This is a genomic window from Microcoleus sp. MON1_C1 (assembly GCF_036701945.1).
Classification (GTDB): Bacteria; Cyanobacteriota; Cyanobacteriia; order Cyanobacteriales; family Microcoleaceae; genus Microcoleus.
Map to the genome: position 1 here is coordinate 92,883 of NZ_JAUBRO010000020.1, position 23,837 is coordinate 116,719.

The 23,837-nt window shown below is 46.8% G+C and carries 22 protein-coding genes; 13 read left to right on the forward strand and 9 right to left on the reverse strand.

Annotation, left to right across the window (positions count from 1 at the left end; all coding sequences use genetic code 11):
* Positions 1-2 precede the first annotated feature (2 nt).
* Complete coding sequence (locus QUA62_RS13550; RefSeq protein ID WP_333404631.1) at positions 3-1,367, forward strand: GH39 family glycosyl hydrolase; 1,365 nt, start codon at positions 3-5, stop codon at positions 1,365-1,367.
* Between the two features lie 70 nt (positions 1,368-1,437).
* Here the strand turns inward: QUA62_RS13550 and QUA62_RS13555 are convergent, their stop codons facing one another.
* Both QUA62_RS13555 and QUA62_RS13560 read right to left on the reverse strand, forming a co-directional pair.
* Positions 1,438-1,737, reverse strand: a complete 300-nt coding sequence (locus QUA62_RS13555; RefSeq protein ID WP_333404633.1) for a contact-dependent growth inhibition system immunity protein — start codon at positions 1,735-1,737, stop codon at positions 1,438-1,440.
* Positions 1,734-2,273, reverse strand: a complete 540-nt coding sequence (locus QUA62_RS13560) for an RNase A-like domain-containing protein (RefSeq protein ID WP_333404635.1) — start codon at positions 2,271-2,273, stop codon at positions 1,734-1,736. Before QUA62_RS13560 ends, QUA62_RS13555 begins: the two co-directional genes overlap by 4 nt.
* Before the next feature lie 318 nt (positions 2,274-2,591).
* Between QUA62_RS13560 and rfbF the strand changes: the two genes are divergently transcribed.
* From rfbF to QUA62_RS13585, 5 genes are all read left to right on the forward strand, one after another.
* Entirely contained in the window at positions 2,592-3,368 is a 777-nt protein-coding gene (gene rfbF, locus QUA62_RS13565; RefSeq protein ID WP_333404637.1) for a glucose-1-phosphate cytidylyltransferase, read from the forward strand.
* Positions 3,369-3,572: 204 nt separating this feature from the next.
* Positions 3,573-4,637: an acyl-CoA dehydrogenase family protein gene (locus QUA62_RS13570; RefSeq protein WP_333404638.1), complete on the forward strand. Its 1,065-nt coding sequence runs from the start codon at positions 3,573-3,575 to the stop codon at positions 4,635-4,637.
* A gap of 84 nt (positions 4,638-4,721) precedes the next feature.
* Entirely contained in the window at positions 4,722-5,453 is a 732-nt protein-coding gene (locus tag QUA62_RS13575; protein ID WP_333404640.1) for a cyclase family protein, read from the forward strand.
* 176 nt (positions 5,454-5,629) lie between these two features.
* Entirely contained in the window at positions 5,630-6,376 is a 747-nt protein-coding gene (locus tag QUA62_RS13580) for a DUF1995 family protein (RefSeq protein WP_333404642.1), read from the forward strand.
* A gap of 329 nt (positions 6,377-6,705) precedes the next feature.
* On the forward strand, positions 6,706-7,476 hold the full coding sequence (locus QUA62_RS13585; RefSeq protein WP_190660839.1) for a metallophosphoesterase family protein: 771 nt from the start codon (positions 6,706-6,708) through the stop codon (positions 7,474-7,476).
* A gap of 187 nt (positions 7,477-7,663) precedes the next feature.
* On the opposite strand, the gene QUA62_RS13590 is transcribed toward QUA62_RS13585, so the two are convergent.
* The gene (locus QUA62_RS13590; RefSeq protein ID WP_190660841.1) at positions 7,664-8,515 is read right to left on the reverse strand and encodes a M48 family metallopeptidase; all 852 of its coding nucleotides are present in this window, start codon (positions 8,513-8,515) and stop codon (positions 7,664-7,666) included.
* A gap of 372 nt (positions 8,516-8,887) precedes the next feature.
* Between QUA62_RS13590 and QUA62_RS13595 the strand changes: the two genes are divergently transcribed.
* Positions 8,888-9,412 (forward strand): DUF4330 domain-containing protein, encoded by a 525-nt coding sequence (locus QUA62_RS13595; RefSeq protein WP_333286546.1) that lies wholly within the window; start codon positions 8,888-8,890, stop codon positions 9,410-9,412.
* Positions 9,413-9,740: 328 nt separating this feature from the next.
* Here the strand turns inward: QUA62_RS13595 and QUA62_RS13600 are convergent, their stop codons facing one another.
* Complete coding sequence (locus QUA62_RS13600; protein WP_333404644.1) at positions 9,741-10,646, reverse strand: alpha/beta hydrolase; 906 nt, start codon at positions 10,644-10,646, stop codon at positions 9,741-9,743.
* A gap of 530 nt (positions 10,647-11,176) precedes the next feature.
* Between QUA62_RS13600 and QUA62_RS13605 the strand changes: the two genes are divergently transcribed.
* Entirely contained in the window at positions 11,177-11,791 is a 615-nt protein-coding gene (locus tag QUA62_RS13605; protein WP_333404646.1) for a hypothetical protein, read from the forward strand.
* On the opposite strand, the gene QUA62_RS13610 is transcribed toward QUA62_RS13605, so the two are convergent.
* Positions 11,759-12,691: a hypothetical protein gene (locus QUA62_RS13610; protein WP_333404648.1), complete on the reverse strand. Its 933-nt coding sequence runs from the start codon at positions 12,689-12,691 to the stop codon at positions 11,759-11,761. The two genes, QUA62_RS13605 and QUA62_RS13610, sit on opposite strands and share 33 nt — an antisense overlap.
* 1,122 nt (positions 12,692-13,813) lie before the next feature.
* Between QUA62_RS13610 and QUA62_RS13615 the strand changes: the two genes are divergently transcribed.
* The 3 genes from QUA62_RS13615 to QUA62_RS13625 all read left to right on the forward strand — a co-directional run bounded on the left by QUA62_RS13615 (position 13,814) and on the right by QUA62_RS13625 (position 17,246).
* Complete coding sequence (locus QUA62_RS13615; RefSeq protein ID WP_333404650.1) at positions 13,814-14,716, forward strand: MBL fold metallo-hydrolase; 903 nt, start codon at positions 13,814-13,816, stop codon at positions 14,714-14,716.
* A 243-nt stretch (positions 14,717-14,959) separates the two neighbouring features.
* The gene (locus tag QUA62_RS13620; protein WP_333404652.1) at positions 14,960-16,174 is read left to right on the forward strand and encodes a bifunctional riboflavin kinase/FAD synthetase; all 1,215 of its coding nucleotides are present in this window, start codon (positions 14,960-14,962) and stop codon (positions 16,172-16,174) included.
* Positions 16,175-16,337: 163 nt separating this feature from the next.
* Positions 16,338-17,246, forward strand: coding sequence for a MoxR family ATPase (locus QUA62_RS13625; protein WP_333404654.1), 909 nt, complete (start codon positions 16,338-16,340; stop codon positions 17,244-17,246).
* Between the two features lie 31 nt (positions 17,247-17,277).
* On the opposite strand, the gene QUA62_RS13630 is transcribed toward QUA62_RS13625, so the two are convergent.
* The 4 genes from QUA62_RS13630 to QUA62_RS13645 form a co-directional block, all read right to left on the reverse strand.
* Positions 17,278-18,807 carry a Dyp-type peroxidase gene (locus QUA62_RS13630; protein ID WP_333404656.1) on the reverse strand — a complete coding sequence of 510 codons (1,530 nt, stop codon included), beginning with the start codon at positions 18,805-18,807 and terminating at the stop codon, positions 17,278-17,280.
* Positions 18,807-20,015 (reverse strand): hypothetical protein, encoded by a 1,209-nt coding sequence (locus QUA62_RS13635; RefSeq protein ID WP_333404658.1) that lies wholly within the window; start codon positions 20,013-20,015, stop codon positions 18,807-18,809. The genes QUA62_RS13630 and QUA62_RS13635 overlap by 1 nt, the downstream gene beginning before the upstream one ends.
* An 812-nt stretch (positions 20,016-20,827) precedes the next feature.
* Positions 20,828-22,036, reverse strand: coding sequence for a glycosyltransferase (locus tag QUA62_RS13640; protein WP_333404660.1), 1,209 nt, complete (start codon positions 22,034-22,036; stop codon positions 20,828-20,830).
* A gap of 364 nt (positions 22,037-22,400) precedes the next feature.
* The gene (locus QUA62_RS13645) at positions 22,401-22,625 is read right to left on the reverse strand and encodes a hypothetical protein (protein ID WP_333404662.1); all 225 of its coding nucleotides are present in this window, start codon (positions 22,623-22,625) and stop codon (positions 22,401-22,403) included.
* Between the two features lie 114 nt (positions 22,626-22,739).
* On the opposite strand from QUA62_RS13645, the gene QUA62_RS13650 reads away from it, so the two are divergent.
* The gene (locus tag QUA62_RS13650; RefSeq protein WP_190656658.1) at positions 22,740-23,066 is read left to right on the forward strand and encodes an MgPME-cyclase complex family protein; all 327 of its coding nucleotides are present in this window, start codon (positions 22,740-22,742) and stop codon (positions 23,064-23,066) included.
* 65 nt (positions 23,067-23,131) lie between these two features.
* Positions 23,132-23,800, forward strand: a complete 669-nt coding sequence (locus QUA62_RS13655) for a hypothetical protein (RefSeq protein WP_333404664.1) — start codon at positions 23,132-23,134, stop codon at positions 23,798-23,800.
* Positions 23,801-23,837: the final 37 nt, after the last annotated feature.

Consider the following 23,837-nt stretch of genomic DNA (forward strand, 5'->3'; position numbering starts at 1 on the left):
ATATGCCCATTTCACCAAACATCAACCAAAGAAAAGATATGCAATTTACATTCAAGTTCCCACGTATTAATAAACTGCTGCCAATTGGTTTAGCTATTGTCACTGTTCTGTTAATAGCCTATGTGGGACAGCCAAGAGCGATCGCCCAACTGCGATCGAACGTTACAGTAGATTTTGGACAGCCAGCCACCGGTACAATTTCCATGAGTGGCATCCTGCACGGAATCGACACTGCCAAACCGCCGGATAGCTCGATAAAACCCTTGCAGCCCAAACTTTGGCGGGCCGGGAGACTCGATATTTACGATCGAGTAATCGCCAGCGGAGCCGAGTTTCAGTTACTCGTTAGCGACTTGTGGGGCTACGGTAGCAATCCCAATGGCTGGCCCTATCAAAACTACCCTGCGTGGGAAGCATTCATCCGACAGTTAGCGCAGCAAAATAAAGGCAAGAAAATTATTTGGGATGTATGGAATGAACCCGATTTAAAAAATCCGTTTTGGAATGGAAGCAGAGAACAATTCTTTGAAACCTACAAAAGAGCTTACAAAATTTTGCGAGAAGAATTGGGGCCGTCAGCAATGATTGGCGGACCGAGCATTACCAACTACAACAAAGAATATATCGCCGCTTTTTTGGATTACTGCAAAGCGAACAAACTGGAAGTAAATTTCCTAGCTTGGCACGAACTCAACGATACCATGATCTTATTTGTTGACGACCATGTAATTGATGCTAAACGTAATTTTCAGCAAAGTCCCTCTTACAAGGAACTGAAATTGCAAAAAATTTACGTCAACGAAATTGTCGGCAACTTAGCGCAGTACCAGCCCGGGGAAATCTTAGGTTATTTGTATAACTTAGAGTATGCAAAAGCTGACGGTGCTTGCAGAGCTTGTTGGGAGACTCAAGGGCCAAATAAAGTTAGCAATTGCTTCAACAATACGCTGAGTGGGATGGTCACGCCTAATACTTTTGCGCCAAGAGCAGCTTGGTGGGCATACAAAGCTTATGCTGACGGAGTTAATTCGCGGGTGCGGAGTTGGTCAAATAACAATCGCCTTGTCGCCTTAGCCAGCAAGTCAAATCCTGAAGGTAAAGCACAGATACTTTTAGGTTATTTCGATCCCAATTTTTCCTCAGCAACAACGGTAACATTAAGCCTCGGAAATTTGGAGCAGCTAGGTATTCAAAGAGGCCAGAAAATAACTCTAAAATTAGAAAAAATTCCCAACAATCAAGAAGGAGCCGTGCCACAGCTTGTCACCGTTAAAGAAGAAAGTTTTTCGGTGGGTAGTGGCAGCTTGGCTTATGTTATCCCTAATTTCAACGTCCACGAAGGCTACTTATTGACGGTTAGCAAGTGATATCGTTTTCGTTTGCATCGGAATTATATAGAGGACACGGCACTGCCGTGTTCTTACAAATATATAGATTTTAGCTGGGAGTATTCAAAGATTTTTGCACCGATTCCAACCACTCTCGGACTGTTTGATTTTCGGATTGTGGGTCGTAGTAACACCCTAATTCATCGAGGATGAATGCTTCTAAATCGGCTGGGGCGATCGGCATTTCTAACAGTTTGCTGAGTTCTTGCGATGCAGCTTCAACACTTGCGGGCGGTTCGCTGCTGCGGTAGTTGTTCACTACATCGCTGGGAGTGTCAGCTTCTAATGGCCAGTCTTGGTGAAAGTAGGAACTGAAAAATTGGGTTAAATGAGGAAATTGATTGATCATTGGGGATAGGCTGTGAGAATAAAGTATCCGGGAGGTAATTTGGCGCTGCGCTGGAGGACGATTCTCAGGCGAGATGTTGAAGTTGCTTTGGATGCGCGGCGAGGCAGAGTAATGCCAATGATTCTGTTGGCATTGTAGTCGATCGTATAACGATTTCCTCGACTTTTCACCCAGGAGTCGATCGCACTTTGATTTCTGTTCATTGCTTCTGCAATAGCCGCTTCGGCGACGGAACGGTCAGTAAAAGAAGATGCTGCAGAAATTCTCGTTTCGCTTGCGAGTCGCTGTGCTAGTTCTGCTTCTGTTTTGCCAACGTGTCTCTCTAAAGTGTGTCCTCCTGCTGATTCGTGAAAGTCTAATCCGCCGCCCGGTATGTTGGGTACAAAAGCTATGGTCGTTTGTGGTAGGGTTGAGATTTTCGGTGCAACAACCGTGGCGTAAACACCAGGTATAGCCGATTGGAATAATATAATTATTGAGGCGATCGCACAGAGGATACCTAAAAACTTTTTTAGGCGATCGAGTTGATTTTTCATTGCTGTTGAATCTATTTCTTATATTTAGTATAGGTATTTGCTGTTTTTTTGTCTCTTTTTTAATCGACTCTTAGTAAGTTAGAAATTGCGCTGTATTCAAATATACTGTCCGCAGTACCCACCCTACTGTTAGTTAGAAATTGCGCGCAGCATTCAAATACACGGTGCAGTCGCACGCACCCTAGAATTATTTATAAAAGTTCGTGATTTCTGCGGTTTACAAAGCTTCACTCACTATGAGAAAATGTTAATAATTCTTTGAAAAAATCCCTGAGGATTGATGATAAATTAATTTATCATCTTTAAAAATGTGCCAAAATGCAAGTAGTTATCCTAGCCGGCGGTCTCGGTACTCGTCTCAGAGAAGAAACAGAATTTCGTCCCAAACCCTTAGTTGAGGTGGGAGGCCATCCAATTATTTGGCACATCATGAAGATCTATGCACACTACGGTTTCCAAAACTTTATTGTGTGCTTGGGCTATCGCGGCAACATGATTAAGGAATATTTCCTCAATTATGAAGCCATGAACAATGACTTTACTATCTGTCTGGGACGCCAAAATACCATCACTTATCACGAGGAACATCTCGAACAAGATTTTAAAGTGACACTAGCTGAAACTGGCGCGGCAAGCATGACAGGAGGGCGGGTAAAACGGATCGAAAAATATATCGATCGCGAGAATTTCATGGTGACATACGGCGATGGAGTAGCTGATGTCGATATTGACGCCTTGCTCGATTTTCACAAGTCTCACGGTAAGCTGGCAACTGTCACCACCTTTCGTCCGATTTCTCGCTTTGGAATTTTGGATGTAGACAGCGATAGCCGCGTAGTTCAATTTTCGGAAAAACCTCAAGTTGACGGCTGGATCAGTGTTGGATATATGATATTCAACCGCCGGGTGTTTGAGTATTTGGGGGGAGATGATTGTATTTTAGAACAAGAGCCGATGCAGCGTTTGGCGGCAGACGGACAGTTGATGGCTTACCGTCATGATGGGTTCTTCTTTGCGATGGATACTTTTCGAGAATACAAGTATTTAAACGAGCTTTGGGATGAAGGGAAGGCTCCTTGGAAAGTGTGGAAATGAGTTAGTTTTGGGGCGGGGATTTCTCCCCGCCCCACAGAATTTTGAAAAAAAATAACTATAAAATGACTTCAGAAACCCGGTTTCTTCGTAGATTTATCGTGACTCGTCGCAAAACTCGTAGAAACCGGGTTTCTAGCTACCTATCCGTGGGCTATACAGCTTTCCGAAGTAAGGGTGAAAATTACGAGAAAATAATTATAAAAAATGGATTTCCAAGATCTTCTCAACAGCACAGAAACTTACCTACAAAAGTGCGTTGCACCTCACGCGGAAATTATCGACAGCGACTCGGAAGCGCTGAAAACAGCAGTTGCTGGATTGGAAGCTCGATCGCTCTTAGCATTGCGAGTTCCCCAAAAATGGGGCGGCGCTGAAATTGCACCGGAGATTTTTTACCAATATCAGGAATTGACGGCTCGATATTCCGGCGCTTTGTCTTTCCTGCAAACTCAGCACCACAGCGCAACTGGGATGCTTGCCAACAGCGACAATGAAATGCTAAAAAGCAGATACTTGCCCGCGATCGCCCAAAAAGACTTACGCTTGGGTATTGGGTTTTCGCATTTAAGGCGATCGGGCAATCCTGCCGTCACCGCGACTCCCACAAAAGCGGGCTATTTACTGTCAGGAAAAGTTCCTTGGGTAACAGGTTTTGGCTTGTTTCAAAAGTTTATTGTAGCGGCGGTACTTCCTGACGAACGTGCTGTTTTCGGTTTAGTGCCTTTTACCAATAGTGAACGCGAATCGGGTAAAATAGCTTTTAGCGAAATCATGCAGTTAATCGCCATGAACTCGACTAATACTGTGACAGCCACTCTCGATAATTGGTTGCTGCATGAATCGGAAATAATTTCACTTAAACCTGTCGGCTGGATTTCGGAAAACGACAGCAAAAATATAGTGAATTTTGTTCCGGGTACTTTTGGCTGTATTCGAGCGGGATTGGATGTAATTGCAGCAGCGGCGGCTGCTAAGAATTCACCTTTTATAACGGCGGCTTGCCAAAAACTAGAGCAAAAGCTCGATCGGCTAAAACAGAATTTCCCACAATCTCAACATAGCTCGAAAGCAGAACAATTAGCGTTGCGAGCTCAAGCCATTGATTTAGCGGTGCGTTGCGGGCACGTGGCAGTTGCAGTTTCTAGCGGTGCTGCTAACGCTGCGCTACACCCAGCCGGGAGAGTTTATCGAGAAGCTTTGGTGTATACTGTTTCCGGGCAAACAAAGGATGTGATGGAAGCAACGCTCGATCGACTAATCGAATTTTAGATTGTAGATTTTATCTTTTATATTGAACTTGCAAAAGGTCAAAAACTCAACTGTGTTTAATAAATAATAGATATATTTAACCTGATGACCAACAACTTCAACTCAAATAACTTAAAAACGATCGCCTACAGCCAAATTATAGACTTAACCCATGCAATTCATCCAAATATTCCCATTTGGCCAGGAGATCCAGCCACAGAAATTGCCACAGTATCTCAAATAGAAACAGACGGGTATTTCCTGCGAAAATTCTCAATGGGAGAACACAGCGGCACTCACATCAACGCACCCAACAGCTTTTATGCAGGAGGCGCCAGCATTGATAGTTATTCCCCGCAGTCGTTAGTTTCCCCCGCAATTGCGATCGACATCCGAGAGCAAAGTCTTGCCAATCCCGACTACACTTTAACAATAGATGATATATTGACTTGGGAACGGCAGCACAAACTTATAGAACCCGGAAATCTAGTTTTATTGTATACTGGCTGGCAAGAAAAATGGGATAATCAGGGAGCATTTTTTAACCGAGACGATCGCGGAATTTGCCACTTTCCCGGATTTGGCAAAGCAGCCACTCTATTTTTGCTAGAAGAACGCTCTATCGCGGGAATTGGAACCGACACCCACGGAGTCGATACCGGGCGAGATGAAAGTTTTGCGGTTAACAAATTGGTATTGGAAAAGCAGCGAATAGTGCTGGAAAATCTAGCAAATCTCGACTTGTTACCTGTGGCTAACATCACTTTAGTTATCGGAATCTTGCGTCTTTTGGGAGGTTCCGGCTCGCCTGTGTCGGTGTTAGCTTTTGTCGCTTAGTGCGGTCAAACTTACATCTTGTACCATTCTCAAGAACAGGCAAGATGCCTGTTCCACAAAGAGTAAATTTTCTTGTGGAACAGGCATCTTGCCTGTTCCTAAATAGGTAATTGAGAATAGTGCAATATCTCAGGTAAAATTAGATTGAGAGAAGTCGAGTAAAAACAATAAGATTAATGACAGAACTGCCCAAGGATCTCAACGAGGCGATCGCCCAATCCCGCATTGCCACCGCCGCTGCCCTCTCGGACGGCAAAACTCTACTGCAAGTCGAATTAGTATTTCCAGAAATCGCCCTGCAAGCACAGTCTATCACCGAACAATTCCTCCCAGAATTTGAAGAAATCTACCCCGGAGTAAAAGTCTTTTTTCCCGACGCCGGTGCGGCAGCCCTCGCGCGCCGCGACTGGGGAGAAACACCGTTTAAAGTCAGTGATTTGGGTAGCAGTCGCAGCCCTGTTGAAGATAAAATAGCACCGGAAGATCAACTTTTCCTTTTGATCAATCCCGCAGCCGTAGAAGTGGCACAAGTCGAACAACTTTACATAGCTGCGGCCGGTCGCCCAGTAATTCTACTCAACCCGCGCCTGGAAGATGTTGCCACCATAGGTATAGGCTATGCGGGCCGCCAATTGCGCGATCGATTCCTCAGCAAAATTGAATCCTGCTACTACATCAGACCCCTAGACACTGCTGCTTTATTCCGCTGCTACCCCCAATCGTGGCAAGTGTGGCTGGAAACAAACAACGAATACGAACTAATTTCTGAAACCGCCCAAAAACCAGTCGGAGACGATTTAGAGCGGATTTTAGCCAAAGCTCTCGGAACCGACGATCCTGACTCCACCACACCTGCCAAACCTGTAAAAAAGAAAGGTTTTTTGGCAGAACTCCAGACATTCCTCAAAGCTTTGACTCAGTGACAATCGTTAAGGCTCGATCGTATTTTAGGGTGTGTCAGCTAGGATTATTTTCGACTTAATCCGTCGCCTAATCGCTGAAGCACCCTAAAGCGTGAAATAACTCACAGCTTTGCCTCACTAACAGCAGTTGCAGAAGCACAATTAACAGCTTGCCTCTGTTTCTATCAGTAGCTACGCAAACAGGTACTGGCGAGCTTTACAGAATCTTTATACAAAGCAGTATAATGGGTGACACCCCTCCACCGTAAAAGAGGAGAGGCAAATAGCAGCAAAATCAGATGCTATAAGGTAGAGATGGGGCTTTTGAGTCAGGGAAGCGGATAAACACAATGGAGCATCGGCGCATTGTTATCGGGGACGTACACGGGCATTACGATGGCTTAATGACCCTGCTAGAGGCACTTGCCCCCAGCTTGAACGATCGCGTCTATTTTTTGGGAGACTTAATCGATCGTGGTCCCAAAAGCGCTCAGGTATTAGATTTTGTGCAGCAAAGCCCCTACCAAACTCTGTTGGGCAACCACGAACAACTCATGCTGGAAGCTTTGTCGGGGACACCGATGGATATGCGAGCGTGGCAATCTTGGCTCTACAGTGGCGGGGATGCGACAGTAGCGAGCTACAGAGATACAGGGATGATGCCGTACAAACACTTAGAGTGGCTGCGATCGCTCCCCACGCACCGGGACTTAGGGGACATCTGGCTGGTTCACGCCGGCGTTGACCCCCATCTGTCGATCGAGGAACAGTCGATCGAACAACTGTGTTGGATTCGCAGGGAATTTCACACCATGTCGAAACCCTATTTTCCCAATAAATTAATTATCACCGGTCACACGATCACCTTTACCTTTCATGGGGTCAGACCGGGCGAATTAGTCAGGGGCGAAGGGTGGTTGGACATTGACACGGGTGCTTATCACCCCAAAAGCGGCTGGCTGACAGGATTTGACCTCAGCTACCGCAGAGTTTATCAAGTAAATGTATTTAACAATCAAGTCCGAATTTTGCCGTTTGACGAAGTTGTCAGGCAATTGAAGCCGCAGCCGATTGCACCCCCGAAACCTGCGATCGATTCTGTTGTTCAACAGCAGTGTTAAATCAAGTTTTCGTTGTAGGGTATGTCAGCTTAAGTCCGATCTCTTAAATCGAAATTAACTTGGTGCTGACATACCTTAGTAACTGGATTTATTTTTTAACGAACCGCGAAGACGGGAAGATCGCGAAGTAAGAAAAGAGAAGGGAAGAGAAGAGAAAATAAGAGAGTGCCTGACTGATTTACGTTTGCTACGAACCTAAAAGCCTGCGGATTTCTAGCCTGTAATCCTCATTATTCAAACCTTCACCGCTAGCAAGATCCGGATCTATAGCCTGCGAAATAGCAGCAATACGATCGCCAGTAGCCGGGTGAGTGCTCAAAATGCTAGGAGGAGAAGGTTTGTCGAGCAACTTTTTCATAAAATCAACCATCCCAGATTGAGCGTAGCCTGCTCGCCCCATAGTTTGCAATCCCAACTGATCGGCTTCATACTCAGCTTGGCGACTGTGGGGGCGCCGCAAAGCCAATTCCACCCCAATCTGAACCGCCTGAGATCGATCGAGCCCAGTTGCGGAAGCTACACCTGAAGCTATCGCCATTTGACGCATTTGTTGAATCGCGTGGCGAGCATTAATGTGAGCGATTTCGTGGGCGATCACACTTGCCAATTCTGCCTCATTGTCCGCCGCTGCCATCAAGCCTTTATTCACATAAACAAAACCGCCCATAGTTGCAAAAGCATTAATCGTGTCGTCGTCAATCACTTGAAAAGTATAAGGAATATTCGGGCGAGTGCTTTCTTGAGCGAGTCGTTGACCGATGCGGTTGATATATTCTGTAGTGTCCCGATCGCGGTCAATCTTAAACTGGCTGTTCGTTAACTGCTGATTAATTTGTCTGCCAATAGCCACCTCTTGGCGATCGGACATATTCGACAATTGAATAACTTGAATGCCTCGAAAAATCAGTTCGGGCAACGAAAATGCTTGAGTCGGTTCCGGGGAAACCACCCAGATACCCGCAGCCACCATCAGGGACAGAAACAGATAAATCCCCCGGCCACAAGTACGCCGGCAAGTCAACCAAAAACTTTTTAACATGAGTGATAGGTGCCAGAAGTTAGATAAAATTTGAGGAAAAACTCGAAAAGTCACTAAATAGGCAGACGTAATTTGAGGCTGCTTAGTTGCTATTCTAGCTTTTTGTCAATTTTTAACGGCGCCACAAGCTTCTGGGCGATCGAGCCAAGGCCAACCAACCGCCGTCAACTGCCTTCTGGGTTAAGTGCCCCAGTCATGCGGATTTTGGGCTATCGTTGTGGTAATATCTTTTAGCTTCAGGACTTACACATCAATAAAGTATGTCATTGGCAGCAGTAGCTCAGCAATAGCAGCATCTGTTTTTCATCGATGTCTGCGTAAGTCCTGAGCTTGTAAACATACTCCTGTCGCTATCAGTATAATAGGCGATTTATGAAAATTTTGGATTCTCAAGGCCGGCTGTTCGGCAAACTCAGCATCCTAGACGTAGGTGCCGTTCTAATCGTACTGCTAGTTGCAGTCGGAATCTTCTTCTTTCCCGGCACTTCTGGCGGTTCCGTCGCTCAAGTCGGCACCAGTGTCAAACCTGTAGAAATTGATGCAATTGCGATCGGTCTCAAAGGAACAAACGTTCAAGATTTGTTCAAACCAGGTGATAAAATCAATGTGGTGATCCGCAATCAACCCTCCGGTCAGATTACCATCAAATCTGTCAAAACTCTCACCAGAACCCTAGCAGTTCCTCAGCCCAACGGCACTCTGAAAGCTCTCCCCGACCCCAGAGAAGAAGAATCCTTCAGCAAAAATATGATGTTTACCTTAGAGGGAAAAGGTCAACTTACTGAAAATGGCCCGGTTTTAGGTAATACGAAAGTCAAAATTGGTACTACGTTAGAGCTTGAAGGCAGCAAGTACATTTTCAACGCCAGCGTTATCGACGTGCGAGTCAAAGAATAATTAGTAGTCAGTTGTCAGTTGACAGTTGTCAGTGGTTATTGGTGTCAAATTCAGACTAAAATTCATGATAAATCTCGCTTCTAGCAGAGTCTAGATACCCCCTAGCCCCCCTTAAGAAAGGGGGGGACAAGATTATTGTCAAAGTCCCCCTTATTAAGGGGGATTTAGGGGGATATAGACTTGGATATAAACGAGAGATACAGCGGTCTTTAGGATTAAGTTGACATCTCTGGGTAGTGGGGAATTAATCTTCCTTCTTCCCTCGAACCTGGAACCTCTATCCGTGACATCCGTTTGCATCCGTTAAAAAATCCGTTGCCGAACTTCTTCACCCTTCGGAAAGCAATTTTAAGTATTGCCGAATTAAGCCAATCGTAACAGCGGGAATTTCTAACTGCGGAGTCAAACCTACATTTTCCAGAGGTTGAAAAACTTTGATTGCTTCGGGGTTGAGGTTGGCCAACCGCTGGCCGATATCGGGCCCGGTAAACTGCGATTTTTCTCCCCAAATAATCGCGGTCGGCGTTGTTAGCTGAGTGATGTACAGCGACAAATCAAAGCACAAATCTCCCCGCACAAAAGACAGGGCGGCATATTCTGCATTTGGTTCCAAAGCAGATGCGAGGTAAGCATCAACAATTTCTTGATAAACGCGGCGGGAATCGGCAAATTGGCGCTGTTCTAGGAAGCTACGGATGCCGCCGTCTGTTGCGATGCCGGTACTGTAGAGCAATTTGTCTAAAATCGGCGTACCCACTAGCTTAGCGAAGAAACTGGTGCCGTAATCTTGTCCGAAGTCCGACAAACCGCTGGGTATGGTCAAAATCAGGGATTTAAAGAGATCCGGCCGTGCGATCGCAGCTCGAATCGCGATCGCCCCTGTCAGCGAAGAAGCAATCACATCTGTCGGACTGCCGCAAGTTTTTTCTAGAAATTCAATCAGAATTGTGATATAATCTTCTACCTGATAATTTCTTGCCGGATGTTCCGATCGCCCCCAACCGATTAAATCAGGTGCTAAAATTCGATATTCTGCCGCAAAAGCCGGATAAACTTTCGACCATTCGTAGGCACTCGACCCGCCACCAAAACCGTGAAAAAATACTAAGTTGGGTTGATTTTCCGAAGTTGAGGTCGGCAACCCCATCCAAGGCATTTTTTCAGCAGTGTAGTAAACCATTCTGCCGAGAGAAGTAACTATTGAGCGCTGACCGAAGCCGAGGGGCACAAGCATAAATTAACCTCAATCGCTGTTATATTTTAGATTCTTTTGAGCCGCCCCGTCTTTGTTTAAAAAACTTGCAAAGCTGGTGGCGTTTTTGTAAAGATTGAGTAATGATTTAAATCTATTTTAGTACAGGTGAAGCGTGAAACTACAGACAGCAAGTAAGTTTTGCGATTTGGGCAATTCGCCGGTGTAGTTATCCTTAGCCTTGCAAACTACCGCCGATCGGAGATAATAGCAAAATGATGGGTAAGACCCCTCAACGAAAGAGAGTCTGTTCGCCAAGCCGGAAAGCAGACGCTCGGAAAGGAAGAGTATTAGAACTCGCTTTCAGGCAGGAGGCAGGTTGGCCGACGCTCGCCAATCACAAATCATTAATCACGATATTTTGCGGAGCAGTGGCTTTTGAGGTCGAAAGTCTTTGTTGGAGGGCGGGCGATGGGGTTTCGATTCCTAATTGCAGGTTTGGCAATCACGGGCCTCGCCGTTATCAATTCCAAAACACAAGAAACAACTAATCTCAGGGAGGTCTACTAAAAATGCAACTGCTCAGGAAACGGGATCGCGAGGGTTTTATGGTTGATGCGAAAAGTCTTCAATCTGACGGGTTTGCAGAATTTGATACAGCCTGTCGAAGCATGGATTTAAACGGCAAAAAGTCTTTTGTTGCCATTCCAGAACGCTCAGGCGCAGGGTCAGAGGTGCGATCGCGCGCCACGGTACCGGCGATCGTCCGCGTAGCTTTAGAAGACTTGAAATGCTTTGAAGTAGTAGAACACCAGTTTGCACATTGGGGGGTGACTTTTAGCAATGCCGTCGCCATCCAACCTTCAAACCCAGCATTTTTTACGGGATCTGCGGCAACAGTGTTAATGGGGGCCCCCAAAAGCGGACTGATAGAAGTAAGTTTTAAGTATCCAGTTCGCAGCGTGTCAGGACTGGTCACCAGTTCGCGACGAACTGTTTTATCTGCTTGTGACATTGACGGCAACGCAATTGTTCAGGATGAAATGCCGGCGCCCAATCTAGTCGGGTCTAATTCTCCGATCGCCCCTAGAGCTCCCCTGCGCGTAAAAGCTCCGAATATTCATCGAATTACTTTTTACGCTTTTGACGGTCAGCTAGTAGTCGATGACTTGATTTTTGGATTTTAGAGCAAAGCCATAAGTAGCGTCCCAAGTCTGCAAACCTTCGAGAAGGGCATTGCGGACTAAAGCTTCTGGTTCCCGACTCAGCATCAGTCGAAAGCACTCGGCAGCGCGGGAACGGGCGATCGAACTTTTGACAGAGCTCACAGGGCCAAACCCACCCTGATTCACCAAATCGGTCATTTGCCGCACTGCAATTAAACGCTTCACGGGGTCAGCATCAGTCAAATCCGCCAAGATGCGATCGAGCGCCACTTCATCTTTTGCGGCCCCCAGACTCAACCCTTGCCGCAGCAACAGCCCTGCAATAGCGATCGTGCCCAAATTCTGCAAAATCAGGTTCAAAGCCATCCAGTGGCTCTCGGAGTCTGCCCAAATCGCAAAACTCATGTAAGCGCCCAAGGTAGCAATGCCGCCCGTACCCACCGCTAAAACAAATCGGCGGTTCGGGCCCTCCCAAAATTGCTCGCCTTTTGCTCGCAGCAATTGCCAGTCCCACGACTGCCCTCGGTAAACCAGCATCATCGCTGCTATCCCCAGGCCTGTGGAAAACAGTAACTCACTGTTCCACCACCCCCAAACTGCTGCCAGGGTGACAACTGCCAGCCAACCTTTTGTTCGAGTCAAACTCTCTAGCAGCCACTTGAGAAACGCAGTAGAAACCACAGGCGATCGGGCCGGATCGCTCTTGCCATCTGCCCTCCGGCGCATTGTTTCGGCAGTCCGGCCTGTGGCTGTTGGGGTTCCCGGCGGGCGATCGTCCGAACTAAATTGGCTCAAAGCTTGACCATCAGTCCTTTCTACAGACAGGTCGCTCAAGGGGAGATTACCGAGTTCCAAAGTGCGATCGGACACTTTCACAGGCGATCTATTCAGCTTGGTTGTAGTTTTTTTAACTTGATTCATACTGACTTTTTTGAAAAATAACTTAAAGTTATCCAGGCGTTTTTAGCACTGATTTAGATTCTCGGCAAACAAGAGTCTAAGACTCTATGATACCGGAAATTTCAACCCGTGGCGAGTACCGCTACGGCGCCGAATTCCGAGAAATCATTACCAAAAATAGAGCTATTGAAAATTTTTGAGAAAAGCACCACAGGTTAACAGCAAATATTTTTGCATCACTCTTGAGACAGAAGGTCGCTCGGAGTTAACCTGATGGCAGCAAAAAAACTAATTTTTTTAATTTAACTCAGAAAATAGGTGAATTTTGAGTGATTCAATTCGTCCGCCAAGAAATGCACGACGAAAATTTAGCCTTTTGTCCCCAGGCCCGGGTTCTCGCTGCTACCCCGGTGTCAGATGAGGCTGGGTTCAGCTTGACCGCTAGCGGGACGAACCGCAGCCTCTGGGCGGGTCGAGAATCCAGACAGTATTGGTTGATAATTAATAGCAGAAGCCTTCTTAAACTGCTAAGATTTTTGAATTAATGGGAGTTGAGTTAATTCAACCGGGTTCTGGTAAAAAGGAGTCCCTGATGCTCATGGGCAGGGGTTAAATGGCGGGAGCATCTCAAGTCGGGTAAATTAACCGTCATTATTGTAGAGGCGCCTTTACGCCCGATCGGCAAGATCCGCCAGATATCGGGGTAAAACAGCCCCGCCACCTGCATATTATGGTCCCTCAACCCGACTAGATAGCAGGAAGGCCCTCATCCGGGTTCAAACCCGTAACGCAGCAAGGCAAGCAACCGACCGCGCGATCGTGTTCGGCAAGTGCGGAGGCTGGAAAAACAGCGGCTTTTGACCAAACTCATACAGAACTGCGGCCCCAAAGTGTGTCTGCGAAGGTTAGGCTAGTGGAGAGAGGAAAAGAATAGTTACGATCGAGACTTGATTAGTCTACCTTGTAATTTATTGCTCAGTTGTCAAGCCCAACAGTTTTGCATTCTCGCGATGAGCGAGACTCTGGGCACTTCCAACAAGTGGGGAACTCGACCGTCAAAGAACTTGGGTTTGATGGTAAAGCCCTGACTAATATGTAAACACCTTACCGATAACTCGCCGGAACAATCTTGCAAGAAAACCCATGTCTAGTATGCAAAACCAATTCACGGTTCACTTCTGGGGCGTTAGAGGTAGCATAGCGTCTCCCGGGGCAGAAACAGTACGTTACGGGGGCAACACGCCCTGTGTAGAAATGCGAGTGGGTGACAGTCGCCTAATTTTCGATGGTGGTACTGGATTGCGGGTTTTGGGACAAACTCTCCTTTCCCAGATGCCCGTAAAAGCTCATATGTTTTTTACTCACTCTCACTGGGATCACATTCAAGGATTCCCATTTTTTGTCCCAGCTTTTATTCCGGGCAATTGTTTTCACATCTATGGGGCTATTGCTCCTAATAAGGCTACTATCCAGCAGCGGCTCCACGACCAGATGCTGCACCCCAATTTTCCGGTGCCCCTGCAAATTATGGGGGCAGACCTGAAATTTAACGATATAGAAGTGGGCCAACCGCTGGAAATCGGAGATATTAAGGTGGAAACTGCTTTGTTGAACCATCCGGGGGAAGCTATAGGCTACCGCGTAAACTGGCGGGGGTATTCGGCTGCTTACGTGACTGATACCGAACATTTTCCCGATCGTTTAGACGAAAATGTGGTGTATTTGGCTAAGGATGCTGACGTGCTGATCTACGACGCTACTTATACCGATGAGGAGTATTATGCGGAGAAAAGCAGCAAGGTCGGCTGGGGACATTCGACTTGGCAGGAAGCGGTGAAGGTGGCAAAGGCTGCTAATGTCAAAAAGTTGGTGATTTTTCACCACGACCCGCTGCACAATGACGAGTTTTTAGACAGGGTGGGAGAACAAGTGGCTCAAAGGTTCCCGAATAGTTTGATGGCGCGGGAAGGTTTGTCGTTACAATTGCTGCCTCCTGATAACGATTTGTCTGAAGCGTCGGTGCAAGCGCCTCAAGTGTCTGTCTGAGGGATTTGAGCTTGTCAGATGGTTCTGAAATCTCGATGATCTGTGAAATCTGAAATTTAAGCGAGGGCTGACCTCACTCAAGGACGGATACCGTGCCACGTACTGCTGTCGTGGAAAACCACAAAGTTTAGACCCTAGTTCAAGCTTCCAGATTTTTCTGGGGAGTCAATTCTAAAATCTAAAATCTAAAATCTAACATCGACTGGCGATCGCAATCTGGCTAAGTATGTCAAAATTTTAAGCGTGTGGGTAACTTCTTCTTGTACCGCTGCTCTGACTCCTACTTCTGTTGCCTTGGGAAACTTTGATGGTTTGCACCTAGGGCATCGACAAGTCGTGCAGCCAATTTTAAATCGATCGCCTGAGCAAAATTCTGCGACGATTCTTGCGTCGGGGCAAAACTTGCGCTCCAACGCTGGCAGAGATGAAAATTTGGAAAGCGAACCTCCGGCGACCTGCTACAACGACTCAGCAGCACCGCCCGATCGAGCTGGCAGCAGCCATAATTTCGAGGGTTTGATAGGCCCTAGGGCCGACGGCAACAGCCTCTCTGGTCGCGATTCTGATGGGGTCGATCGGCTTTACGGCACTGTGGTGACATTCGATCCGCACCCGCAAGAATTCTTTACTGGTCAACAGAAAAAACTGCTGACGCCTCTGGCAGAAAAGGTAGAATTGCTCGCAGCAATGGGCGTCGAGCAACTTGTGCTGCTGCCGTTCGATCGAGAATTGGCGGCTTTGACTGCTTGTGAGTTTGTCGAGGAAATTTTGGTGCGGCAACTAAAAGCGAGTCGAATTAGTGTGGGGATTGATTTTCGGTTTGGACGGGGACGCGCTGGAACGGCTGTGGATTTACAGTCGATCGCCTCGGGTTACGGTATTGATGTTGCTCTTGTACCGCTGCACAATTGCGGTGAGGGCGATCGGATCAGCAGTTCTGCAATCCGCGAAGGTCTGGCATCCGGCGACCTCACAAGAGCGAATCAGTTGCTGGGGCGACCTTACAGTTTAGTCGGGACTGTGGTTGGCGGACAGCGGCTGGGTAGGACGATCGGATTTCCTACTGCCAACATCGAACTGCCGCCGGAAAAATTTTTGCCACGTTTTGGCGTGTACGCGGTGCGAGTCTCGCTGAAGCATGGATGGGAAAAGATGAAAGAGGAAAGTTCTTCCTATCAGCGGGAAAATCCCAAATCTCTAATTCCCGGCGCAGCATCAAATTTATCTTTTGTCAATGGGGTGATGAATGTTGGCTGTCGCCCGACGGTAGACGGGCTGCAACCCACTGTGGAAGTTCACCTGTTAGATTGGTCTGGGGATTTGTACGGTCAAACCTTGAGCGCGAGTTTGGTAGAGTTTTTGCGACCCGAACAAAAATTCGCTTCTCTGGATGCTCTCAAAACTCAAATTCAGGCAGATTGCGATATTGCTAGAAGCGTATTAACTGCTAAAGTCTAATAATTATGTGATCTAGAACGGGCGATCGGTTTTAAAAATGGTGCAAGATGAGTCAGACTAAATTCTAGTTGTACAAATCCGCAGTCCGCAAGGCAAAGACTCAAGATTTTGGCAATTTGATGTTTGATTCACAATTAGCAATTAGCAATTAGCAATCAGGGATATGAGACAACATATTGAGCGACTCAAACAAAATCTAGGCAAAACTATGGTCGGCAAAGCGGATGCTATTCGCTTGGTGCTGGTAGCCGTGCTTTCGGGGGGGCACGCGCTGCTGGAAGACGTGCCCGGTGTGGGAAAAACGCTGCTGGCGAAGTCTTTGGCGCGATCGATCGATGGGAAGTTTCAGCGGATTCAGTGCACTCCCGATTTGTTACCGACGGATGTCACCGGTACTAATATTTGGAATCCGCGCAGCGGAGAGTTTGAGTTTTTGCCCGGGCCAGTTTTTGCTAATGTTTTGCTTGCCGATGAAATCAATCGGGCGACGCCGCGAACTCAGTCAGCTTTGCTGGAAGTGATGGAAGAAAAGCAGGTGACAGTAGATGGAGTTTCTCGAAAGGTTCCGACGCCGTTTTTTGTGATTGCGACTCAGAACCCGATCGAATATCAAGGCACTTTTCCGCTACCGGAAGCCCAGATGGATCGGTTTACTTTGTCTTTGACTTTGGGGTATCCCGCTGCGTTGGAAGAGTTGCAAATGTTGGAACGGCTTTCTGATACTTTTGCTGTTGAAGATTTGCAGCCTTGTATTTCTTTGGAAGAAGTGCAGGAATTGCGTCGGTTGTGCGCTGCTGTGAAGGTGGAAGGCTCGTTGAAACAGTATATTGTAGATTTGGTGCGATCGACGCGGGAAGATGAGGAGATTACTCTGGGGGTGAGTCCCCGCGGTGCGGTGGCTTTGCACCGGGCGTCCCAGGCTTTGGCATTTATGGAGGGCCGGGATTTTGCTACTGATGATGATGTTAAGTATGTGGCGCCGCACGTACTGTCTCACCGTTTGATTCCGGCGGGGGGAAGGAGGGCTAAGGCAATTGTCGATCGATTATTGCGGTCTGTTCCTATTCCTTAAACTGAAGTTTCCCCGCAGGGGGAATTTCAGATTACAGGACATTTGAAAAAAAACGGATTCCTGGAGCAAACATATATTCGCCCCCCGTTGCTACTACCCACCCACCCGGAATTGGCACGTCAGAGCTCTTAGTGCCATTTACCAAAGAAATTTTAGTATTACGTGCAGCACTGATGATCGGATCTACGCCTCCATTAGCATGGGGCTTATTTGCCTCATTTACCCAGTCATTCATTAAAAACTCGAACTGGTCAACAATTGATGTTTGGAACGCGACAAACAAAAGACCCCTCTCAGCTTGAGGTTGATCTTCTATTTCTGCTCCAAAGGTAATACCGCGTCGAAGGAGTAATTTCTGAAAAGTTCGCTCCTTTGGACCAATATCTGTGGCATCATCCCTCGGATTTACCTTGCGAATGTGTGCTGCGAAAGGACAGATTAGTCCACTTGGATCGGGTAGGTTGAGCGGATGTGGATCGTTCGGTAATGATACAGTCGTTGCTTCAGTAAAGGTGAAATAGTTCTCACCTAATTCTTGTTCTCTACGATCAACCTTGGGATCACGCATTACTGGCCATCCAGATGCCCATCGACCGACAAGCAACGCACCAAGTCGCTCTGGAGAGAGGTCTGGATCAAAACCATTTTGACGTAGAGTTTCAGATGCTTCAGCAAGGAATGTATGAAACCCCTGTACGTTCTGAGATAATCTCCGATAGACTAAGAACGAGCCATTCACTGCCCAAGCTGGCCCAGGAGGCTCAGAATTTGGACGACTCGATTCTGGCTTATCTTTAAACTGTCTCAAGTAGCCAAACAAGAAATGACCTGGCCATACTAGAGGACGACCAGGTGCAGCAAATCTACTACGGTAGATATCGAATCCTGAATCTTCTGGCCATGTTCGTGGTTCAATAAAATCGTCTGGTGCAATGGATTTGCGCCCTCTAATTGCTGGATGCGAAACGCCATCCTTGAAGCCGAAGTGTTCATGCCCAGCCAGTGCACCAGGTCGTACTCGACCTTGATCAACATGAATTCGCTGTAGTCCCTGCTGTTCTGCGGAAGTGATGAGTTCCTCTTCAGCTCTCACCGCCCAATCAAGATTATCAGATGCCAGAATGAGAAGTACATCTGGACGACGAGAACCAGCTCCGAAGATCCAAGTTTCTGGTGCTCCTGGTTCACCACTACCCCTAGGCTGGTCGCCAATGGAGGCTGCTCTCTCCTCAAGCCCTAGTTTGAAAGCTTTATCGTCGAACTCCTCGATACCTGGTACACCCAGCTTCGCCAGTCCTTGTGCTGAAATTGCACAGTTGAGAAACAAGAAGTCAAGATTGTCGGGTTCGTGCCCCAATTTCAAGCGCATCGCCTTCCACATACTGTGAGCAGCAAGAACCTCTGTGGCAGACCACAGCCGTGGAGCGAGTGCCTTGAGCCACAGTCGTGCTGGCTCTGGATCAACAATTTGAAGGAACAAGAAGTGTTGGCTATCCTTCTTAAAGCCTGGCAGGACATTGCCTTGGATGTCGTCAAGATCTAAGACTGGCTCTTCAAGCATTACATTTCTCCTCGTGTTCTGTTTGTATTCATGCGGCTAGACATACCACTAAGCCCAGTTACTGCACTTGAAGGAGTTACAGCTACAGGAGCTGGTAATGGAAATGGGGGTGTACCCGTGCAACCGATCGCTCGCGGCAACGGAATTTGTTGGGGGTCACTTACCAAAACTCCGACACGCACATTGATACGAGCTGCAATCTGGGCACCAAATTCGATTTGCTCGCCACCAATCTTGATATCCGAAACTGTGTAGTCCTTGGTCTCAGGTACTGCATACACAGCACGAACAATATAGGATTTGTTTGGATCAGCATCCTGTGAGCCTCGTAACACTGTCCAGAAGGCATCGGCTGGAGTTGCATCAGGAGTTTCCCAACCGCTCCAATCAACATCACTCATATACAATCCCACTGGATTCTCAATAGTAATAAAGCGGTTTTCCCCCGAAAACTGATTGATAGCATCTCCAATACTCGGATCGCTCTGACGTGCTTCATCACCATACCGACCACAGCGAATAAGTCCTTGTGCATCTGTAATAGGATTGCCAAGACGATTAACTCGCAAAATACAAGACCGTGACACAATATTTACCTGTGCGCCAAGCGTATTGTTCGGTTGCTGCATGTGTACAGCAAATTCGTTGTTGTAACGGTTGTACCAGTCGTATTCACCACTGCTGTCAACTAAATCATCAATTGTGATTGATGGAATTCCAGTGATCTCCCGATAGACATCTACTAATAGCTCGCGTGATTCCTGTGAAGTGTAGAACATGAAATGGTAATATTCTGGAGGCTCACTCGTGAAGATAACTTCTGTAATCTTGTTGTCGGTGTTACGTTTGACAACCCATTCGCAGTATTCATCTTGAATTCGGGTAATAACGGATGGGTCATTCGGGAAACGTTGCCGTTGATCGAGATAGGTAAATTTCTCATCTGTCTTGTTGAATTGCTCATCAAAACTTGTTGGGAGTGCTGACCAAATAACATTCTTAAGTTCTGAAGAGGACAGAATAGGCCTTGAGGCTGGATTGTATACGCGCAAATCACTGTCAGAACTTCCCCATCTTTGCAATTCTGTTAGCGCATCACCATAGAGATTCCTTTCGTACAGATCATTGATGAATGAACTCCATAAGTCCTTCAGCCCAGAAACACGCTCAAAATCAGTTAATTTTGCGGTTGGATCGAATACCCACATTTTCAACGCTCCTTTAGATACCTTGAATAAGACAAAAGCTATATACGGTCAGAATTGTCACATTGCCTCCTGATAAATAGGCTCTGAGTCTCGTGATTTTTCTCTGTTCTTGACGCCATTCTAAGCAACGCTATACCGGATCGACCAGTCGCATCTTTGAGTGTCACTCATTTGAGGGACAGGAAGAATCGCGCCTCACTCCCCATTCGGCAATTCTCGTCCATCGCCCCCTGGCGTCGCATTCCGAGCACTCCCACTCGCTCATTGGATAATTGCCCTGACGGGGTGACAAGCCAATTAAAAAGCTTAGTAGATCAGGTTTTGAACTGCTCAACCTCAAAAAAGCTTGAAAAACACGATCGAGCCTAACAGTATCAAACAACCGATAACGGGTCTATAATCTGGTCAATGTCGTCAAGCGAGAGTTCAATAAAATCATATTGCTTGTGCTTTATTAGTTTGGAACTTCCTTAAAATATGGGTAATTTAGTATCTAAAACTGTGTAGCATTTAAAAGCTGACTTGATTGGCGGACTACCTCCTTCAAGAGCTTAAACATCCTTTGCGTGAAGATGAAGCTTGTTTAATTATTTAGTAAATTAATTCAATTAATTTACCGTTTTGTCGCTTCGCTCACCATTTGAAACCGTCGGCGATCACCAGATTTTTTCTGCACTATATAGTAGGCCTGCGTAAGTCCTGTTATAGTTAGATTGCTGCGTTTGGAGTAAGGTGCGCAGTGCGCACCCAGCCCGCTCAGGAGTGCACTCAAAGTATTTCCGTCATCAAGGGCGTTAGCGAAACTTCTTTGATCAAGGCTCAACAGCTTTCTCAAACAGCGCGACTAATTTTTTTCCCTCTAAATCAACATTGTGTTGTTGAGCAACTCTCTCGGCTCCTGTTTTCCCCATTTGTTCTAGCTTTTCTAAAGGTGCTTCCAATACCGCGCGCATCGCTACGGCTAATGCTTCTGGGGAACCGGGAGGAACTAACCAACCGCAAACACCGGGTTCTACGAGCTCCGGGATGCCAGCAACATAAGTGCTAATTACGGGCCGATTGAGAGCGAGGGCTTCCATAATTACGACGGGCAAACCTTCAGCAAAACTCGGCAATACCATTGCCCGTGAAGCTAAAATCTCTTGCTGAACTCGATCGCCACTGGCCCAGCCGGTAATTTCTATATGATTTTGCAGGCCGAGTTGCAGAATCTGCTGTTCAATATCCGATCGCAGCGGCCCGTCTCCTACGAGTACCAACTTAAACTCTAAGCCTTGAACTGCTAGCAAGTTAGCAGCTTCTAGCAATAACAAATGACCTTTTTGTTCGCTGAGCCTCCCAATGCAAGCTAAGCGGGGTGCTGCGGGTATGGGGACGTAGGGTGCAGCTAAAAATGCAGCATCTACACCGCAGTGTATAACGTGAATTTTTGACCAAAAAGTGCGATCGCACCACCGAAAAAGCTGACTTTTACCGAAGGAACTAACTGCTGCTACAAAGGTCGATCGCTTAATTTTTTCGTCTAAGGAAAGAAGTGTCGCTTTATCAAATTCTTCAGGGCCGTGAACGGTGAAACTGTAAGTGGGGCCGCCAAGCACGCGGCACAGCATTGCGACTGTTGTCGAATTTGTCCCGAAGTGAGCGTGAACGTGTGCTGTACCGGATTCTGCAAACCAATTTAAAAGAATGCAAGCTTCTGCTAAATAAGCTAGATGCAGCAAAATCCCCCGTTCCGAGTGCCAGCCAACTTTGAACATTAACCGCACAGCTTCGATGAATCGAATGGGTCTAGTTGCGGCAACGCGCAGCAAACCCCACGCTAACCCCTGTACACCAACTCCTAAGATTACTTTAGTCACTTCTTGCTCTAGTTTGTCGGCCCCATCAACGAGTTCAGACTCGCAGGATCGGATAGAATAACGTGCGACTTTCATGCCGCAATTTTCAACGGCTAGCACTTCTCTGCGGACAAAGCTGTGGCTGACTTTGGGATATTGGTTGACTAAATAAGCGATGTTCATGAAGGGGAGAAAATTTTATGGTAAAACTTAGATTAGTTTAGCCTTTAGCTGCAGTACGTGGGCAACAAATTTAGCTGATTTGTGGAGCTTATTTGAGCAGGGGCGGAGGGCGATCGCTTTTGGTGGATGGGGGAAGTGCCAGCGGGGCGATGGCTATTCCGGCGAGAGGAAATCAATCCACACATTTTACATTTTTAATACAATAGTTAGGACAGTTTTTAGGTAGTAGCCACAAACCCGTGATTTTCCCGCGAGCACATTGATCACCATGAAAGCCTTTTTTTAGGGTTCCCAATCACAAACTGTCCGAAGTGTTTTCATATGCAAACCACTCCCAATCAGGTTTAACCGCCCCCAGATTGCCTCAATAATTGGCCATTATTAAACGTGCAATTCCATCTAATTTCCTATTGTCACCTAAATTTTCCCGAAAATCACCAGCCCGAAAAATAATCGCCCCAATCCCCAAAAAACCCGCAACTCTCGCAACTCTCACACCTCCCCCAACTCTCACCACCAACAATTTTTCTGAGGCGACTTGCTCTGCATCTACCCAAGATGACAGCAAATAAGGTAAAGTAAACGGCACAAGAGTCTAGAACTCTCGAACGACCGCAACTAGGCAAACCCGCCCCTGACCAGCAAAACTGGCCGGTACAGGCGGCATTAACCGCTAACCGTCAACCTCTAACAACCGAGAAAAATGCAAACCTACTACTACGTTTTAGCCAGCCAACGCTTTTTGCTAGAAGAAGAAGCCCTAGATGAAGTGTTTAAAGAAAGAACTCGCAACTACAACGAACAAGAAAAACAAATAGACTTCTGGTTGGTCAAACAGCCGGCTTTCCTAGAAGCACCGACAATGGCAGAAGTTAAAGCAAAATGCCCTCAGCCAGCCGCCGCTATTATTTCTACCGATCCTGTCTTCATTACCTGGTTGAAACTGCGATTAGAATATGTACTGACAGGTGAATTTCAAGCACCATCACCAACTATTCCCGATGCCCTCGCATCCCTACAGCCCGCATGAAAAAAGTAGCCAAATATTCGATAACAAAACTAACAACAATTAGGGGTAAATTGTACAAATATATTTTGTCTATCCCCCTATTTTCTGCTACTTCGATCGCCCTTTTGGTATTGACAATATTATCGAGTTCTGTTAAAGCTCAGTCGAGCTGCCAACCGCCCCAGTCCGATGAATATCTACTGTTAATTGTCACCCCAACACCCGAACAGCAAGAAAGAGCAAAACGCTCTTTCCCTGGAAATACTAACAACACAGTTTGTCGGTACATCAATGACACGGTGACGCGAGTTGGTGGCTTTCGGGACTCGCAAATCGCCAGCGATTGGGTTAAATACATCGAAGATGTTGTCGGATTGCAAGCTTACGTAGTACGATCGCCCGCAGCGGCACTAACCCAAAATTTGCCAGTCTACAACCCTCAGCCAGCACCAGGTTCTGAACCCATCACCAATCCTTCAACTGGCAATCTTGCCTTCAATCCCCAACCCCTGGGCCCTGGTTATGCAGTGTTAGTAGATTACTTCAACCAACCGGAATTAGCTGCCCAAGTCAGGCAAGCATTAGGCACGCAAGTAGGGTTAGCTTCCTACGGCCAGCGTCCCTTTTTATTCGTCGCTTATACAACGGATCAAAACGCCGCTACTGCTGCGGTAAAAACATTGAGCGATCGAGGTTTTTGGCCGATGTTAGTAGACAGTCGCCGAGTTACCGTAATTGCTCCCGCTGTTCGCTAAAAGATAACCTACCCCCACGATCATTCGGCTCTTGAAA